The sequence below is a fragment of the Candidatus Pelagibacter sp. genome (assembly GCF_965262185.1).
GTDB lineage: Bacteria > Pseudomonadota > Alphaproteobacteria > Pelagibacterales > Pelagibacteraceae > Pelagibacter.
In genome coordinates, this window is record NZ_OZ253498.1 from 1144624 (window position 1) to 1161278 (window position 16655).

Annotated in this window: 15 protein-coding genes; 10 read left to right on the forward strand and 5 right to left on the reverse strand. The window is 28.9% G+C overall.

The window, feature by feature from the left end; translation table 11 throughout:
• Position 1: 1 nt before the first annotated feature.
• From ACQY31_RS06305 to ACQY31_RS06315, 3 genes are read right to left on the reverse strand one after another with little or no spacing between them, the layout of a single operon-like run.
• Positions 2–793, reverse strand: coding sequence for an ABC transporter permease (locus ACQY31_RS06305; protein WP_428079537.1), 792 nt, complete (start codon positions 791–793; stop codon positions 2–4).
• A complete protein-coding gene (locus ACQY31_RS06310) occupies positions 790–1518 on the reverse strand; it encodes an ABC transporter ATP-binding protein (protein WP_428079539.1) in 729 nt (242 codons plus the stop codon). The genes ACQY31_RS06305 and ACQY31_RS06310 overlap by 4 nt, the downstream gene beginning before the upstream one ends.
• A complete protein-coding gene (locus tag ACQY31_RS06315) occupies positions 1515–2450 on the reverse strand; it encodes an L-threonylcarbamoyladenylate synthase (protein WP_428079541.1) in 936 nt (311 codons plus the stop codon). The genes ACQY31_RS06310 and ACQY31_RS06315 overlap by 4 nt, the downstream gene beginning before the upstream one ends.
• A gap of 20 nt (positions 2451–2470) precedes the next feature.
• Between ACQY31_RS06315 and ACQY31_RS06320 the strand changes: the two genes are divergently transcribed.
• From ACQY31_RS06320 to dxs, 3 genes are read left to right on the forward strand one after another with little or no spacing between them, the layout of a single operon-like run.
• Positions 2471–2707: an exonuclease VII small subunit gene (locus ACQY31_RS06320; protein ID WP_428079543.1), complete on the forward strand. Its 237-nt coding sequence runs from the start codon at positions 2471–2473 to the stop codon at positions 2705–2707.
• Entirely contained in the window at positions 2704–3576 is an 873-nt protein-coding gene (locus tag ACQY31_RS06325) for a polyprenyl synthetase family protein (RefSeq protein WP_428079545.1), read from the forward strand. The genes ACQY31_RS06320 and ACQY31_RS06325 overlap by 4 nt, the downstream gene beginning before the upstream one ends.
• Entirely contained in the window at positions 3573–5489 is a 1917-nt protein-coding gene (gene dxs / locus ACQY31_RS06330) for a 1-deoxy-D-xylulose-5-phosphate synthase (RefSeq protein ID WP_428079547.1), read from the forward strand. The genes ACQY31_RS06325 and dxs overlap by 4 nt, the downstream gene beginning before the upstream one ends.
• Positions 5490–5493: 4 nt before the next feature.
• Here the strand turns inward: dxs and aroC are convergent, their stop codons facing one another.
• Positions 5494–6576, reverse strand: a complete 1083-nt coding sequence (gene aroC / locus ACQY31_RS06335) for a chorismate synthase (protein WP_428079549.1) — start codon at positions 6574–6576, stop codon at positions 5494–5496.
• Between the two features lie 33 nt (positions 6577–6609).
• Here aroC and pdxH point away from each other — a divergent pair, with 33 nt between their 5' ends.
• The gene (gene pdxH / locus ACQY31_RS06340) at positions 6610–7236 is read left to right on the forward strand and encodes a pyridoxamine 5'-phosphate oxidase (protein WP_428079551.1); all 627 of its coding nucleotides are present in this window, start codon (positions 6610–6612) and stop codon (positions 7234–7236) included.
• Here the strand turns inward: pdxH and ACQY31_RS06345 are convergent.
• Entirely contained in the window at positions 7233–8246 is a 1014-nt protein-coding gene (locus ACQY31_RS06345; RefSeq protein ID WP_428079553.1) for a polyprenyl synthetase family protein, read from the reverse strand. The genes pdxH and ACQY31_RS06345 overlap by 4 nt on opposite strands.
• Before the next feature lie 114 nt (positions 8247–8360).
• Between ACQY31_RS06345 and ACQY31_RS06350 the strand changes: the two genes are divergently transcribed.
• The 6 genes from ACQY31_RS06350 to ACQY31_RS06375 all read left to right on the forward strand — a co-directional run bounded on the left by ACQY31_RS06350 (position 8361) and on the right by ACQY31_RS06375 (position 16582).
• Positions 8361–9164 (forward strand): S49 family peptidase, encoded by an 804-nt coding sequence (locus ACQY31_RS06350; RefSeq protein ID WP_428079555.1) that lies wholly within the window; start codon positions 8361–8363, stop codon positions 9162–9164.
• Positions 9154–10026 (forward strand): glycine--tRNA ligase subunit alpha, encoded by an 873-nt coding sequence (locus tag ACQY31_RS06355; protein WP_428079557.1) that lies wholly within the window; start codon positions 9154–9156, stop codon positions 10024–10026. Before ACQY31_RS06350 ends, ACQY31_RS06355 begins: the two co-directional genes overlap by 11 nt.
• The gene (glyS, locus tag ACQY31_RS06360; RefSeq protein WP_428079559.1) at positions 10026–12092 is read left to right on the forward strand and encodes a glycine--tRNA ligase subunit beta; all 2067 of its coding nucleotides are present in this window, start codon (positions 10026–10028) and stop codon (positions 12090–12092) included. The genes ACQY31_RS06355 and glyS overlap by 1 nt, the downstream gene beginning before the upstream one ends.
• On the forward strand, positions 12092–14749 hold the full coding sequence (ppdK, locus tag ACQY31_RS06365; protein WP_428079561.1) for a pyruvate, phosphate dikinase: 2658 nt from the start codon (positions 12092–12094) through the stop codon (positions 14747–14749). Before glyS ends, ppdK begins: the two co-directional genes overlap by 1 nt.
• A 16-nt stretch (positions 14750–14765) precedes the next feature.
• Positions 14766–15704: a polysaccharide deacetylase family protein gene (locus tag ACQY31_RS06370; protein ID WP_428079563.1), complete on the forward strand. Its 939-nt coding sequence runs from the start codon at positions 14766–14768 to the stop codon at positions 15702–15704.
• A gap of 167 nt (positions 15705–15871) precedes the next feature.
• The gene (locus ACQY31_RS06375; RefSeq protein ID WP_428081200.1) at positions 15872–16582 is read left to right on the forward strand and encodes a class I SAM-dependent methyltransferase; all 711 of its coding nucleotides are present in this window, start codon (positions 15872–15874) and stop codon (positions 16580–16582) included.
• Positions 16583–16655: the final 73 nt, after the last annotated feature.

The following is a 16655-nucleotide window of genomic DNA, read 5'->3' on the forward strand; positions in this document are numbered from 1 at the left end:
TTTATTCTCCAATATTAATTAATGTCCCTTTTTCTCTAGCTTTATCAAACGAAAAATAAAAAGTTCCTATAGCAACAGTTAAATAAAATGCATTTAGTGAAAGTGCGATACGAATATTTTCATAGTTGACAATTCCATTAACTAAGATATTTCGAGTTTCTTCAAATATATAAACCAAAGGCAATGTGAATGCTATTAATTGAAATATTTCAGGTAAAATTTCAACTGGATAATAGATACAGCCAAAAGGTGCCAATAAAAACATTGTAGACCATGCGATATTCTCAAAAGACGGACCAAATCTTAGCAACCCAGCTGAAACAAAAAGACCCAAAGTAATTCCAAAAATATACAAACTTAAAAAAAGAAAAGCTAATGGCAATCCTAAATTTAATATAGATATGCCAAATAATGGTGAGGTTAATAGTATTGCTGGAATTAATCCTATCAATGCTCGTATTAAAGCAGTGACTACAAGTGCAGTAATTATTTCACTAATTTTCATTGGAGCAATAAATAAATTAGTAAAATTCCTACTCCAAATTTCTTCTAAAAATAACATATTAAAACCTATGCTTGTTCTAAAAAGAAAATCATAAAGAATCGCACAAGACAAAATAACTCCAACAGCTCCACTATAGTAAGAACTATGTGCTGCAAAAAAATTGGAAATGAAACCCCAAAGAGTTATTTGGATAGAGGGCCAATATATTAAATCAAGTATTCTAGGGAACGACCTAGTAATTAAATAAAAATGCCTTAAAAATAATCCATATATTCTTGTAATATTCATTTATCTTTCCTAACAATTTCTAAAAAAACCTCTTCTAGGTTTTTTTGTCCATATTTTTTAATTAAATCTTCTGGAGTACCACTGTCTACGATATTACCATCTTTCATCATCATAACTGAATTACATAATCTCTTTACTTCATCCATGTTATGAGAAGCCAACAAAACAGATATTTTTTTTTCTTTTTTGTACTTTTCTAAAAAGGTTCTAATAAAATCTGCTGTTTCTGGATCTAGAGCAGCAGTTGGCTCATCTAGCAAGAGCACTGTTGGATCATTAATTAATGCTTTCGCAAGACTGACCCTATTTTTTTGTCCTGATGAAAGTTCTCCTGTAATTTTATCTAAAAGATCTTCCAATCTTAATTTTTCTGAGAGAAAATTAATTCTCTCATTCAAATTTTGAATATTATAGAGTTTTCCATAAACAATTAGATTTTGGTTTACAGTTAATTTTTTTGGCAATTCAATGTAGGGGGAAATAAAATTCATTTTGTGTAAAATTGAAATTTTATTTTTTTCAATATCATTGCCATTAATTAAGACTTGACCACTTGTGGGTTTTAATAATCCTAGTATCATTCCGATTGTTGTTGTTTTTCCGCAACCATTTGGACCTAACAGTCCTACTATTTCATTTTCATTAATTTTAAAATTTATATTATTAACTGCTGTTTTAGTCTTATATGATTTTGATAGATTTATGACTTCTATTGAGTTTTTCATTTGAAGTTTGATGCTCTCTTGAGTCTGTCATTTATTGTTTTTCCAATTCCTTCATTTGGTATCTTTTCTACAGCTATTGATTTATATTTATCTTTTTTTATTTTCCTCAAAACACTATACAGGTTTCGGGCAGCTTCATTTAAGTTATTTGTTTTGCTTAAATAATAAATATCTTTAGATATATTTTCTCTTTTTTTTAAGAGTACAAAAGCTTCATTTTTTTTGTTTTTTTTTGCATTCATTCTTAAAGGTAATCCTGGAGAATAGTGTAAAGGAAAAAGACCAGGAGCAATTTTATCTTTTGAATTTATATTAATTATTATTTTTTGATTCAAAGTTTTTTTAATCTTTGAAACACTCAATCCTCCATATCTTAGTAATCTAGGTTTATTTGTTATATTTAATATTGTAGACTCGACACCAATTTTACAAACACCACCATTCAAAATAAATTTTATTTTGTTGCCAAATTCATCTTTGACGTCTGCTGCTTTTACAGCACTTAATCTTGAAGAAATATTAGCACTTGGTGCTGCAACTGGATATTTTAAATTTTTGAGTAATTTTCTAAATAGAGGATGTTTTGGAAATCGTATAGCAACTGTTTTTTTATTATTAGTTACAAACTTTGATATTTTAGAATTTTTTTTGAGCTTCAATATATATGTTATAGGTCCTGGAGAAAATTTTTTATAAAGTTTAATAAAATTATCATTCATCTCACAGTCTTCTGAAATTTTTTTTAAATTATAGTAGTGAACAATTAATGGATTGTTAGCAGGTCTTTTTTTTAGGTTAAAAATTTTTTTAACAGCGGTGTCTGAGTATGCGTTACCTGCGAGTCCGTAAACAGTTTCTGTTGGAACAGCTACACAATGACTTTTATCTAAGTAATTTTTCGCTTTTTTGATATTTGATTGAATATTTTTCATGTAATAGTAATGATTAATATATGAAAGATAAAAATTTACCACTCGATTATGATAATAGAACACTTGAAGAGTTAACAGATGAAGCAAATCAAATGATAAAGTCTTTAGAAGAAAAAGATGACTTAGATAATTCTGTAGAAAGCTATCAAGAGTTACTAAAATTAAATAATTTAATTGAAAAAAAATTTCAAAAAAATTTCAGATCTATTAGTGAAAATACAAATAAAAAAATTAAGGATATCATTAAGAAAAAGTGAAAAATCAACTAAATAAAATTGCAAAAGATACCAATTTATTCTTGAAAAAATACATTCAGGAACAAGAAAATTCCAAATTAATTTATGCAATGAAGTATGGATTATTTCCTGGAGGAAAAAAAATTAGATCTAAAATATTAATTGATATTGGATCGTTATTCTCAATAAACTATCACACATTAATTGCTATAGGTGCTGCTGTGGAATGCATTCATGCTTATTCTCTTATTCATGATGATTTACCATGTATGGACAATGATAATATGAGAAGAGGTAAACCATCAGCTCATATTAAATTTGGTGAGTCGACAGCTGTCCTCGCTGGAAATTCATTATTAACAATGGCTTTTGAAATTTTAACCAGCTCGAAGTTAAAATTGAGTGACAAAATTAAAGTTAAATTAGTAGATAAACTTTCTGTGTGTTCAGGACATTTGGGTATAGCGGGTGGTCAATATTTAGATTTAGATTATGAAAAAAAGAAAGTTTCAAAAAAACAAATTATAGATATGGAAATTAAAAAAACAGGAAAACTTTTTAGTTTTTGTTGTGCAGTTCCAGCAATTATTAAAGAGAAAAGTACAAAGGAAATAAAATTTTTTGAGAGTCTTGGTTCTGATATTGGTCTTCTTTTTCAAATAGCAGATGATTTAATAGATTTTAAAGGTAATTCTAAAATTGCTGGGAAAAGAACTAAAAAAGATCAAAAAAAAGGCAAAGCTACGCTTATAAGTTTGCTAGGCTATCATGCTTCAATCAAGTATTGTGGTAAGATTATTTCAGATATTAATAGAAATTTAAAAATTTATGGTTCAAAATCAGAAAATTTAAACGATACATTAGAATTTATATTGAATAGAAATAAATGAAAAATAATTACAAGTTTTTAGATAATATTAACTTTCCATCCGATTTAAGAAAAGTTTCTGAAAATGATTTACAACAAGTAGCTGATGAAGTTAGAGAAGAGATGATCATTGCAGTATCTAAAACTGGTGGACATTTAGGTGCAGGTCTAGGGGTTGTAGAGCTGACTGTTGCTCTGCACTATGTTTTTGACACACCTAATGATAGATTAATTTGGGATGTAGGTCACCAAGCATACCCACATAAAATTTTAACGGGAAGAAAACAAAAAATTACAACCTTAAGACAAGGTAACGGTTTGTCAGGTTTTACTAAAAGATCTGAGAGTGAGTATGACCCATTTGGTGCAGCTCATAGTTCGACATCTATATCATCTGCACTTGGAATAGCTGAAGCAAATAAATTAGAAAATAAATCTTCAAATGTAATAGCTGTTATTGGAGATGGCGCAATTAGTGCTGGTATGGCATACGAAGCTATGAATAACGCTGGCGCATCTAAAACTAAAATGATCGTGATATTAAATGATAATGATATGTCTATTGCAAAACCTGTAGGTGCAATGAGAACATATTTAGCAAAGTTATTTACTGGAAAAATCTATTTTAGCTTAAGAGAAACTTTAAAATTAATCACCTCAGCTTTTTCAAAAAGATTTAGTGCTAAAGCTGGTAAGGCAGAAGATTTCTTTCGTTCTGCTGTCACCGGCGGAACACTATTTAGCTCACTTGGTTTTTATTATGCAGGACCAATAGATGGACATGATCTTTCCACACTGGTCTCTATTTTAAGAAATGCTAGAGACTCAAAGCATGAGGGTCCAATTATGATACATATTAAAACTCAAAAAGGAAAAGGATATTCATATGCTGAAAAAGCTAGCGATCACTACCATGGAGTATCGAAATTTAATGTTGAAACTGGAGAGCAACAAAAGAGTGGTTCAAATTTACCCGCTTATACAAAAGTATTTGCAAATACACTTGTCAAACATGCAAAAAAAGACAGTAAGATTGTCGGAATAACTGCGGCAATGCCAGGTGGAACAGGTATGGATATCTTTGGTAAGGAATTTCCAAAAAGAATGTTTGACGTTGGTATAGCTGAACAGCATGCAGTTACTTTTGCTGCAGGTCTTGCAACAGAGGGGTATAAACCCTTTGTTGCAATCTATTCTACCTTTCTTCAAAGAGCTTATGATCAAGTTGTGCATGATGTGGCAATACAGAGTCTTCCTGTAAGATTTGCAATCGATAGGGCTGGATTAGTTGGTGCAGATGGGTCAACGCACGCAGGGTCTTTTGATATTACTTATTTGTCAACTTTACCAAATTTCATTGTGATGGCAGCTAGTGATGAAGCTGAGTTAGTGAAAATGATTAATACTTCGGTTGATATTAATGATAAACCCTCTGCAATAAGATATCCAAGGGGAACAGGAATTGGAGTTGAACTTCCTTCAATAGAGGAAAAAATAGAGATTGGCAAAGGAAAAATTATTAAACAAGGAACTCAGGTTTGTTTGTTGAGTTTAGGAACAAGACTCGAGGAATGCAAAGTGTCTGCAGAAGAATTGGAAGCAAAGGGTATTTCAACAACAATTATAGATGCAAGATTTGCGAAACCTTTAGATGAGAATTTAATTTTAAAATCTGCAAGAGAACATGAATTAATAATTACAATTGAAGAAGGTTCTATAGGGGGATTTGGATCCCATGTTAAAAATTTATTAGCTGAAAAAGGGATATTTGATAAAGGGTTAAAATTTAGATCCATGACTCTTCCAGATGAATTCATAGAGCAAGATAATCCAAAAAATATGTATGATATTGCTGGACTTAATAGTCCACAAATTACAAAAAAAGTTTTAGAAGTTTTATTTAATAAGGATTCAATTAGAGTAGTAAAAAACTAATTATTTATCCGCACTGAGCCTGATTCATTAGATAGTGGTCTAATAAAACACAATTCATCATAGCTTCTCCAACTGGAACAGCTCTTATTCCTACGCAAGGGTCATGTCTTCCTTTAACAGATATTGTGGTATTTTTTCCGAATTTATTAATGGTTTTTCTTGTACTTAAAATTGAAGATGTAGGTTTAACTGCAAATGATGCTATTATTTCTTGTCCAGAAGAAATTCCACCCAAGATACCGCCTGCATTATTAGAGTTAAATTTTAATTTATTATTTTTTGATGATATTTCATCAGAGTTTTGCTCACCACTTAGTTGTGCAGAATTCATTCCAGCACCTACATTTACCCCTTTTACTGCATTAATACTCATAAAAGCTGATGCAATATCAGAATCTAATTTTGAATAAATAGGCGCACCAAGACCTGCAGGAATACCTCTTGCCCTAACCTCTATTACAGCTCCACATGATGACCCTGATTTTCTTACACCAAGTAAATATTTTTCCCATAATTTAATCATGGACTTATCTGGACAAAAGAATGGATTTTTTGAAATAATTTTATCATTCCATTTTGACGTATCGCATCCTAAGATTCCTAATTGAGTTACAGCACCTATAACTTTAAATTTTTTTCCTAATTTTTTTTGAAGCACTAGCTTAGCTATAGCACCAGCAGCAACTCTTGAAGCTGTTTCTCTAGCTGAAGATCTTCCTCCGCCTCTATAATCTCTAATTCCATATTTTTTGAAATAGGTAAAGTCCGCATGACCTGGTCTAAATTTATCTTTAATATTTCCGTAATCTTTAGATATCATGTCTTTATTGTAAATAATTAGAGAAATTGGTGTGCCAGTAGTTTTTCCTTCAAATACACCTGAAAGTATTTGGACCTTATCGTCTTCTTTTCTTTGTGTGGTAAATTTTGATTGTCCAGGTTTTCTTTTGTCTAATTCTAATTGAATATCTTTTTCATCTAGATTTATGTTTGGAGGACAACCGTCAACTATGCAGCCAATAGCAGGACCGTGAGATTCACCCCAAGTTGTGAAACGAAATAGCTTTCCAAAAGTGTTAAATGACATTATTTATATTATATAGATTATTTTGTTTAAATTATGAATGAAAAAAACCAACTTGGTATTAACAGCTGCTTTTTAAATTTAGATGACCCAATCAAGTTATTTGAAATATGGATGGAAAAAGCTAAACAGACTGAACCAAATGATCCAAATGCAGTTGCGCTAGCAACTTCAAGTAAAAATAATGTTCCATCAGTCAGAATGGTACTCCTTAAGGATTTTAATAAAGATGGATTTGTTTTCTACACTAATTTAAATAGTCGAAAAGGTAATGAACTAAAGGAAAATCCTAACGCTTCAATGTGTTTTCATTGGAAAAGTCTTTTACGACAAGTCAGAATTACTGGAACTGTATCATTAGTTTCTGATGATGTTGCAGATGAATATTATTCTTTGAGAGCATATGAAAGTAGAATTGGTGCATGGGCATCAAATCAGAGCCAAGAATTAAAAAATAGAGATGAATTAATAAATTCAATTAAGGTATATAAAAATAAATATTCTGATGAAACAAAAGTTCCTAGACCAAAACACTGGTCTGGATGGAATTTAAATCCACAAAATATAGAGTTTTGGCTAGATGGAGAAAATAGAATTCATGAAAGATTACTCTATGCAAAAAGCCAGAATGGATTATGGAACAAATCTTTATTAAGTCCTTAAAAATTTCTTGCTAAACTGAAAGATGTAAGTTTTTTAAGAATTTCTTTTTCTTTACTATCCCTGAACACACTTAAAGAATTTGATGCTAAATTAATATAGTGCTGAGCTTTTTGGTAGCATTCATTTAAAATTTTATATTTATTAATCAAAGATATAATATTATTAAAATCTTCTTTTGTTCTCTCTTTTTTATTAAATACTTCTTTTAGCCTATTTTTTTCATTGTTTTCTAATTTTTGGTAAAGCAAGATTATTGGTAAAGTCACCTTTCCTTCAAAAAAATCTTTTCCTATTTTTTTTCCAAATAACTTTAATTCAGAATTATAATCTAATGTGTCATCTGCAATTTGAAAAGTTAACCCTAAATTCCTTCCATAAAATTCTAGCGCATCTTTTTCTTTATTTTCTACTTCAGCTAAAATTGCACCTACTTTTGTTGAAGCAGCAAATAGTTCTGCAGTTTTGGCAGAGATAATTTTTAGATATGTTTCTTCAAGCATATCAACTTCATTATTATGTTGTAGTTGTAATACTTCTCCCTGGGCAATTTTAGATGAAGTTGATGATAATAATTTTAACACCTCTATGTTTCCATCTTCTACCATAATCTCAAAGCATCTGCTTAAGAGATAATCTCCAATTAAAACCGAAGAATGATTATTCCAAATTTTATTTAAAGTTTCTTTACCTCTTCTAATCTCACCTTCATCGATAACATCATCATGCATCAAAGTTGCACTGTGAATAAGTTCTACACAAGCTGCTAAATTTACGTCTCTTGAACCTTTTGAGTAACCACATAACTTAGCACTTCCTAATGTTAATAAAGCCCTAAGTCTTTTGCCACCAGTTTCTATATGATAATTAGTCATTTTTTGAACTAATTGAACATCACTAGTTAATTTGGATTTTATTCTTTCTTCAGTCAAAGCTAGTTTTTCCTCAACAGAATCCCTCAATTGGAAATATGAATTATTTATTTGATTTTTTAGCTGTACTACAGTTCCCATATTAATTTTAAATTAATATAATTAAGCTATATTTATTACTTATCATTTGACGCACCTATTTCTTCAATTATAAGTAGTCTTTATAATCAACTAAATATTCTGTAAGAGATAAATATGTTCTCCTTTTTAAAAAAGAAAAAAATAGTTTCACATATTAAATTAAATGGCGTCATTGGTAATGCTGGTAAATTTAAGCAAGGTATTGATTTTGCAGGACAGGAAGAAATTATTAAAAAAGCTTTTTCACTAAAAAAAGCTGATGCAGTAGCAATATCAATCAATTCTCCAGGAGGTTCACCTGTACAGTCACATTTAATTTATAGTTTTATTCGTCAGCAAGCTAAAAAAAGTAATAAGAAAGTTATTTTTTTTGCAGAAGATGTTGCTGCATCTGGGGGATATCTTATCTCATGTGCTGGAGATGAAATTTATGCAAATTCAAGTTCAATTATTGGGTCTATAGGGGTTATATATTCATCATTTGGTTTTACTGAATTAATCAAGAAAATAGGTGTTGAGAGAAGAGTTCACACAGCTGGAAAGAATAAGAGCACACTTGATCCTTTTATGGAAGAAAAGGAAGAAGATATTCAAAGACTTAAAAATATTCAATTAGATTTACACCAAGATTTCATAAATGTTGTTGAAAAAAGTCGTGGAGCAAAATTAAATAAAACAGAAGTAGAATTATTTTCTGGTGAATTTTGGTCAGGTTCAAGAGCTAAGAAATTAGGATTAATAGATGGCATAGGAGATGCTCATGAAATCTTAAGAGAAAAGTTTGGTGAAGATGTTGTAATTAAAAAATTTCAAAAAACAAAAGGGTGGTTAAGTCAAAAACTTTCATCTTCAAATCATATTGACCAATTTGCAAATATTTTAGATGAAAGATTAATCTGGCAAAGATATGGTTTCTAAATCAAAAGAGAAAATTCTTACATTTCAAGATACAATTTTAAATCTTCAAAAGTTTTGGAGTAAAAAAGGATGTGTAGTTCTCCAACCTTATGACATGGAAGTAGGAGCAGGCACATTTCATCCGGCAACTACATTGAGGTCATTAGGAGCTAAACATTGGAAGACAGCATATGTGCAGCCATCAAGAAGACCTACAGATGGAAGGTATGGAGATAATCCAAATAGACTTCAACATTATTATCAGTTTCAAGTTTTGATAAAACCTTCACCTGAAAATATTAAAAAACTTTACCTTAATAGTTTATCATCTATAGGAATTGATCATTCAGATCATGATATTAGATTTGTAGAAGACGATTGGGAAAGTCCAACATTGGGTGCTGCTGGTCTTGGTTGGGAGGTATGGTGTGATGGCATGGAAATTACTCAATTTACTTACTTTCAACAGATGGCAGGATTTGAGTGCAAACCTGTTTCTGTAGAAATTACATATGGATTAGAAAGAATATGTATGTTTATTCAGCAACAAAAAAATGTCTACGATCTTTTATGGAATGATGATGGTGTAAAATATAAAGAAGTATTTCATCAAGCTGAGAGAGAATTTTCGGCATATAATTTTGAACATGCGAATGTAGAATCACTTTTTAAAATGTTTGATATGCACGAGTCGGAAGCAAAGTCATTAGTTGAAAAAAAAATTTCATTACCAGCTTATGATCAATGTTTAAAAGCAAGTCATGTATTTAATATATTAGATGCACGCGGAGCAATTAGTGTTGCTCAAAGAGCAGGATATATTGCAAGAATAAGAGATATTACAAAATCAGCTGCTAGTATTTGGTTAGATAGTCAAAAATAATGTCTGAATTTTTTTTAGAATTGTTTAGTGAGGAAATACCGTCAAATTTACAAAAAAATTTAAGAGAAAATTTACTAAAAAGTTTTAATGAATTTTTTATAGAAAAATCTATTAAATTTAAAAAAAGTTCGTCTTACTCAACACCTAATAGGTTATTAATTTTGTTTGAGGGAGTTGAAAAGAAGATAGATTTAAAATCTGAGGAAATAAAAGGTCCGAATACAAAGTCTCCAGATGCCGCGTTAGAGGGATTTGCGAGATCAAATGGTGTTTCAAAAAAAGAATTGTTTATAAAAAAAACAGATAAAGGTGAATTCTATTTTTATAAAACTAGATCAAAAAAATTAGATACTCATACATTGTTAGAAGAAGCTATACCTCAAATACTGAATAAAATTCAATGGAAAAAGTCAATGAAATGGTCAAATTATGAATTATTATGGGGTAGGCCATTAAAATCTATCTTATCCATCTTTGATAAAAAAAAACTAAATTTTAAATTTCATCATTTCATTTCATCTAACTCGACATTTGTAGATAAAGAGTTTGAAGAAAAGAAAAAATTATTTTCAGACTTTAAATCATATAAAAATTTTTTTAAAAAAATGGATATACTTATTAATCACGCTGAGAGAAAAGATTTAATAGAAAAAAAATTTGATATTATTTTAAAAAAAAGAAATATAAATATTGAGATCAATCCTAAGCTTCTTCAGGAAGTGGTCGATTTAACTGACCAACCTAACGTAATTGTTTGTGAATTTGATAAAAAATTTTTAAATATACCTAAAGAGATTTTAATACTAACCATGCAACATCATCAAAAGTATTTTCCTACTTTTGATAAAAAAGGAAACATTACAAATCAATTTTTGGTAGTAGCAAACAATAAAGATAAAAAAGGACTAATTAAATTAGGAAATGAAAGAGTAGTTGAAGCAAGATTAAGTGATGCAGAATTCTTCTGGCGGAAAGATAAAGCTCAAAACTTGGTCAAAAAAATTTCTGATTTAAAATTAATGAATTATTTCAAAGGTCTTGGAAATTATTTTGATAAAGCTCAAAGAATGAGAAAGCTTGGTGCTATTATTTCTGATGAGTTGTTGATTAGTAAAGAAAAAGTAGAATTATCAGCATCGATAAGCAAGGTAGACTTGTTATCTGAATTGGTTGGTGAATTTCCAGAACTTCAAGGGATTATGGGAGGTTATTTTGCAAATGTGCAAGGTTTTGATAAAGAAATATCACTTGCTGTTAGTGAGCAATATTTACCTGTTGGATCTGGAACAAAAATTCCAAAAAAACCTTATAGCATTGCTTTATCCTTAGCTGATAAAATTGATACTTTAGTTGGATTTTTTGGTGTTAACCAAAAACCAACAAGCTCAAAGGATCCCTTCGCCTTAAAAAGATTAGCATTTGGGATAATTAGAATTATCATTGAAAATAAAAAAGATTTTAAAATTAGAGATTTAATAAATTATTCTTCAAGTTTGTATCAGGATCAAGGATTTGAATTTGAGAATAAATCTTTACAAAAAGAGTTGTTAGATTTTCTATTAGAGAGGTTGAAATATTATATGAAGGAGGAAAATATCCGAAACGATATAATACAAGCTTCAATAAGTTCTTTTAACTTAGATCAATCTGTAATTATTTTTAATAAAGCAAAAAATTTAAATAAAATAATAAATAAACAAAACGGAATAGATATTATTTCAAGCTATAAAAGAGCATCTAATATTTTAGAAAGTGAGTTAAAAAAAGATAAAATCGAATTATCTAATACAACTGACCCTGGTATTTTTAAAACTGAGCTTGAAAAAAATTTATTTAAAAAAATTAATGAATTGAGGAAATATTTTTCAAGTATTAATAATGACGAAAATTTTGTTCAAACATTGGACAATTTAGCAAGTATTAAAAGAGAGGTATTTGATTTTTTTGATAATGTAATTGTGAATGAGGATGATCCGGTAATTAAGAAAAATAGGCTAGAACTAATTCAAATCATGTGTAAAACATTAGACAATTATGTTAATTTTTCTTTAATCGAGTCTAGCTAATGACGAAACTCATATTAAACTTCAATTCGGAACAATCTAAAAGTATTAAAAATCCTAAAAATTTTTTAGGTGGAAAAGGTGCCAACCTTTCTGAAATGGGCAGAATGGGCTTGCCAGTTCCTCCTGGTTTTACAATATCTACAAAAGTTTGTGAGATTTTTTATAAAGATAAGAAAAAATTGAATAACAACTTAATTTATCAAATTAAAAAAGAATTAAAAAATATAGAAAAAGATGTTTCTAAAAAATTTGGAGACTTAAAAAATCCTTTGTTATTATCTGTTAGATCTGGCGCTAGAGTATCTATGCCAGGGATGATGGATACAATTCTTAATTTGGGTTTAAACGATAAAACGGTAAAAGCGTTAGCTTTGAAAACTACCAATGGACGATTTGCCAAAGACAGTTATAGACGATTCATTCAAATGTATGGAAACGTTGTAATGGGTGTAGAGAGTTATCATTTTGAAGAGCTAATTGAAAATTATAAATTAACAAAAGGTGTTTTGTTAGACACTGATTTAGATGAAAATGATTGGGATGGTTTAATTGAAGATTTTAAAAGAACAGTAAAAGAAAAAACAAAAAAAGAATTTCCTCAAGATGTATTTCAACAATTATTTGGAGCAATTAGTGCTGTATTTTTATCATGGGAGAGTAATAGAGCAAAAGTCTATAGAAAATTAAACCAAATACCAGCAGAATGGGGAACAGCAGTTAATGTTCAATCAATGGTTTTTGGGAATATGGGTGATGATTGCGCTACCGGAGTTGTATTTACAAGAAATCCATCAGATGGATCAAACGAAATATATGGTGAATACTTAATTAATGCACAAGGCGAGGACGTTGTTGCTGGCACAAGAACACCTCAATATATAACTAAGAAGGCAAGAAAAAATGCTAAAGTTGAAGAACCTTCAATGGAGGAGTCTTTGCCTAAAGTTTTCAAAGAATTAAAAAAAATTTTAAAAAAATTGGAAAAACATTACAAAGATATGCAAGATGTAGAATTTACGGTTGAGAATAATAAACTGTGGATGCTTCAAACCAGATCAGGAAAAAGAACTGCAAAATCTGCGGTAAAGATTGCAGTTGATATGGTTAAGGAAAAATTAATATCAAAAAAAGAAGCAGTATTAAGAATTGATCCAAATTCTTTAGATACACTTTTGCATCCTACACTTGATGAAAAGAGTACAATCAATGTAATAGCAAATGGTTTACCTGCTTCACCTGGTGCAGCGAGTGGGAAAGTGGTATTTACTTCAGAGGAAGCTGAAAGATTAACTTCGATGATGCAAGACACTATCCTAGTAAGAGTAGAAACGTCACCTGAAGATATACAAGGAATGCATGCTGCTAAAGGAATTTTGACAGCAAGAGGAGGAATGACGAGTCATGCAGCCGTTGTGGCTAGAGGCATGGGTAGACCCTGCGTATCAGGATCAAGTGAAATTGATATAAATTATGAAAATAAATCTTTTAAAACTTCTTCAATGGAAATTAAAGAGGGAGACATAATTACCATAGATGGTTCAACAGGAAGAATTATTGCTGGCAGTGTTTCAACTGTAAAACCAGAAATATCTGGTGATTTTTCAAAGTTAATGTCATGGGCTGATAGCTTTAGAAAATTGAAAGTAAGGACAAATTCAGAAACTCCGAAAGACACAAAAACAGCAAAAGATTTTGGTGCTGAAGGTATCGGGCTTTGTAGAACTGAGCATATGTTTTTTGACGAAGAAAGAATCTTATCTGTTAGAGAGATGATATTATCCAAAACAAAAGAGGACAGGGCAATAGCATTAGAAAAATTATTACCACACCAAAGAAAAGATTTTATTGATATTTTTAAGATTATGGGTGGATTACCAGTTACAGTGAGATTGTTAGATCCGCCATTACATGAATTTTTACCACGCACAGAAAAGGAAATTAATGAAGTTGCTAATATAGTTAATCTTCCAGTTAAAGAGGTTGAGTCAAGAATTGATGAGCTACATGAGCAAAATCCCATGCTAGGTCATAGAGGCTGTCGTCTAGGAATATCTTTTCCTGAAATTTATGAAATGCAATGTAAAGCAATATTTGAAGCTTTAGCAAATCTCAAAAAAAGTAAAATTAAATCTGCATTTCCTGAAATAATGATACCTTTGGTATCTACAGAGGAAGAGATACGAATAATTAAAGACTTAGTAATTAGAACTGCAAGTCAAGTTCAACAAGAACATAAATTGAAAATAGAATTTTTAGTAGGTACGATGATTGAATTACCTAGAGCAGCAATAAAAGCAAAGGAAATTGCTAAGCATGCAGAATTCTTTAGTTTTGGTACAAATGATTTAACTCAGACTACTTTTGGGATTAGTAGAGATGATAGTGGTAAATTTTTAAATGATTATATAGAAAACAAAATATTTTCTGTTGATCCTTTTGTTTCTATAGATGAAGGAGTTTCAGATTTAGTTGAAATAGCAGTAGAAAAAGGAAGAAAACAAAACAAAAATTTAAAATTGGGTATCTGTGGAGAGCATGGAGGAGATCCTCATAGTATATTTTTTTGTGCAAAGGCAGGATTAAATTATGTTTCATGTTCTCCATACAGAGTTCCAGTTGCTAGATTGTCTGCAGCTCAAGCAGAGATAAAGAAATAAAGTATATCTTAATTAAATGATTAAAACATTTGGAAATAACATTTATGTCGTTATGTATCACTATGTAAGAAACATAAAAAAAAGCAAATATCCTAATTTAAAAGGTTTAGAGTTTTCTGATTTTAAAGAACAAATATTATACTTTAAAAAAAATTTTAATGTTCTTTCTAATTTTCAATTTATTAAAATAATCAATTCAAAGAAAATTCCAAAAAAAAAATCAGTTTTTCTTACATTTGATGATGGCTATATCGATCATTATCAGTATGTTTTTCCTTTTTTAAAAAAACAAAATATATCAGCAAATTTTTATCCTCCAGTAATGTGTATTAAAAATAAAAAAGTTCTCGATGTAAACAAAATTCATTTAATTTTAGAAAAAGAAAAAAACAGAGAGAAACTTTTGAGTTTAATTTTTTATTACGTAAAAAAATTTCTCAATAAAAATTCAGAGCAAATAGAATTAAATAAAATCAATTTATCATCTAGATATGACGATAAAAATACAATTTTGATTAAAAGATTATTACAAAGCCACTTACCTTTAAAAATTAGAGAAAAAATTGTTCAAAAAATATTTTCAGATATAGTAAATATTGGAGAGGAAGAGTATTCAAAAGAACTTTATATGAATACAAGCAACATACAGGAATTGTATAAAAATAATTTTTCAATTGGTTCGCATGGATACAATCATTTTTGGTGGAATAAGCTTAATAAAAATGAACAGGAAAATGAAATTAAAAAATCAATAAATTATTTTAAAAAAATAAATGTTTATGATAAAAATTTTTCAGTTTGTTTTCCATATGGAAGTTATGATATTAAAACTTTAGACTTATTAAGAAAATATGATATTAAATTTGCTTTAACGACAAAAGAAGGTAAAATTAATAAAAAAAATATACACAATATTTTTGAATTACCCAGATACGATACTAATGATTTTAAATAAAATCAAAAATTATAAACAACAAAATCAGACAAAAAAATTTTTTGAAAAAGACGCAAAAAATTGGCAAAAAAAATCTGATGTAAAAAAAAAATAAATTATTAAATACTATTCAACAAAGAAATTTTTATGTTTTAAGTAAATTAAAATTATTAAAAATCAAATCATTAATCGATATTGGCTGTGGCACAGGTGACTTGTGTTATGATAGTTCGAAATTAGTTCAAAGAACTGTTGGAATAGATTTTTCTAGCAATATGATAGATTTAGCAAAAAGAAAATTTAAGAGAAGAAATTTAATGTTTTATAATAAAAATTTTTTTGAATTTGAAACAAAGAATAGGTTTGATTGTTTATCTGCAAATGGATTTATAGAATATCTTTCTCTCAATGATATCATTAAATTTTTTAAAATTTCAAAAAAAATTGTAAAAAAAAATAAATTTATTATTTTTGGAACTAGAAATAGATTATTTAATTTATTTTCATTAAATAAATTTAGTTCTAACGAGTTTAAAAAAGCGTCTTTCAAAAAATTTTACGACGAAAGTGTAAAATTAAATGAACTTAACTTTAAAAAATTTGTAAATTTAAAAGGAAATAAATTTGAGGAAGTGTTGTTTAAACAACCAAAAACTGGAGTAAATGTAGATAAACGACATCAATTTTCTCCTTTGCAGTTAGTAGATATTTTAAAAAAAAATGATTGGGAGCTAGTAGATTTTTATCCAATTAATTATCACCCAACAATTCCAACAAAATTTAATGAGAGCAAGCAAAGTAAAATATTTTCAAATAAAATTTATATGATGAAAGATAAAAATAAATTACCTTATATACCATTTTCATCATCCTTCATGGTATTGGCTAAAAACAAATAATTTTCAACTTAGTTAGATAAAGTCTATTATTTTTTTTTAGCAACGATCATAATAAATTTTCAAGAGGGGGCGT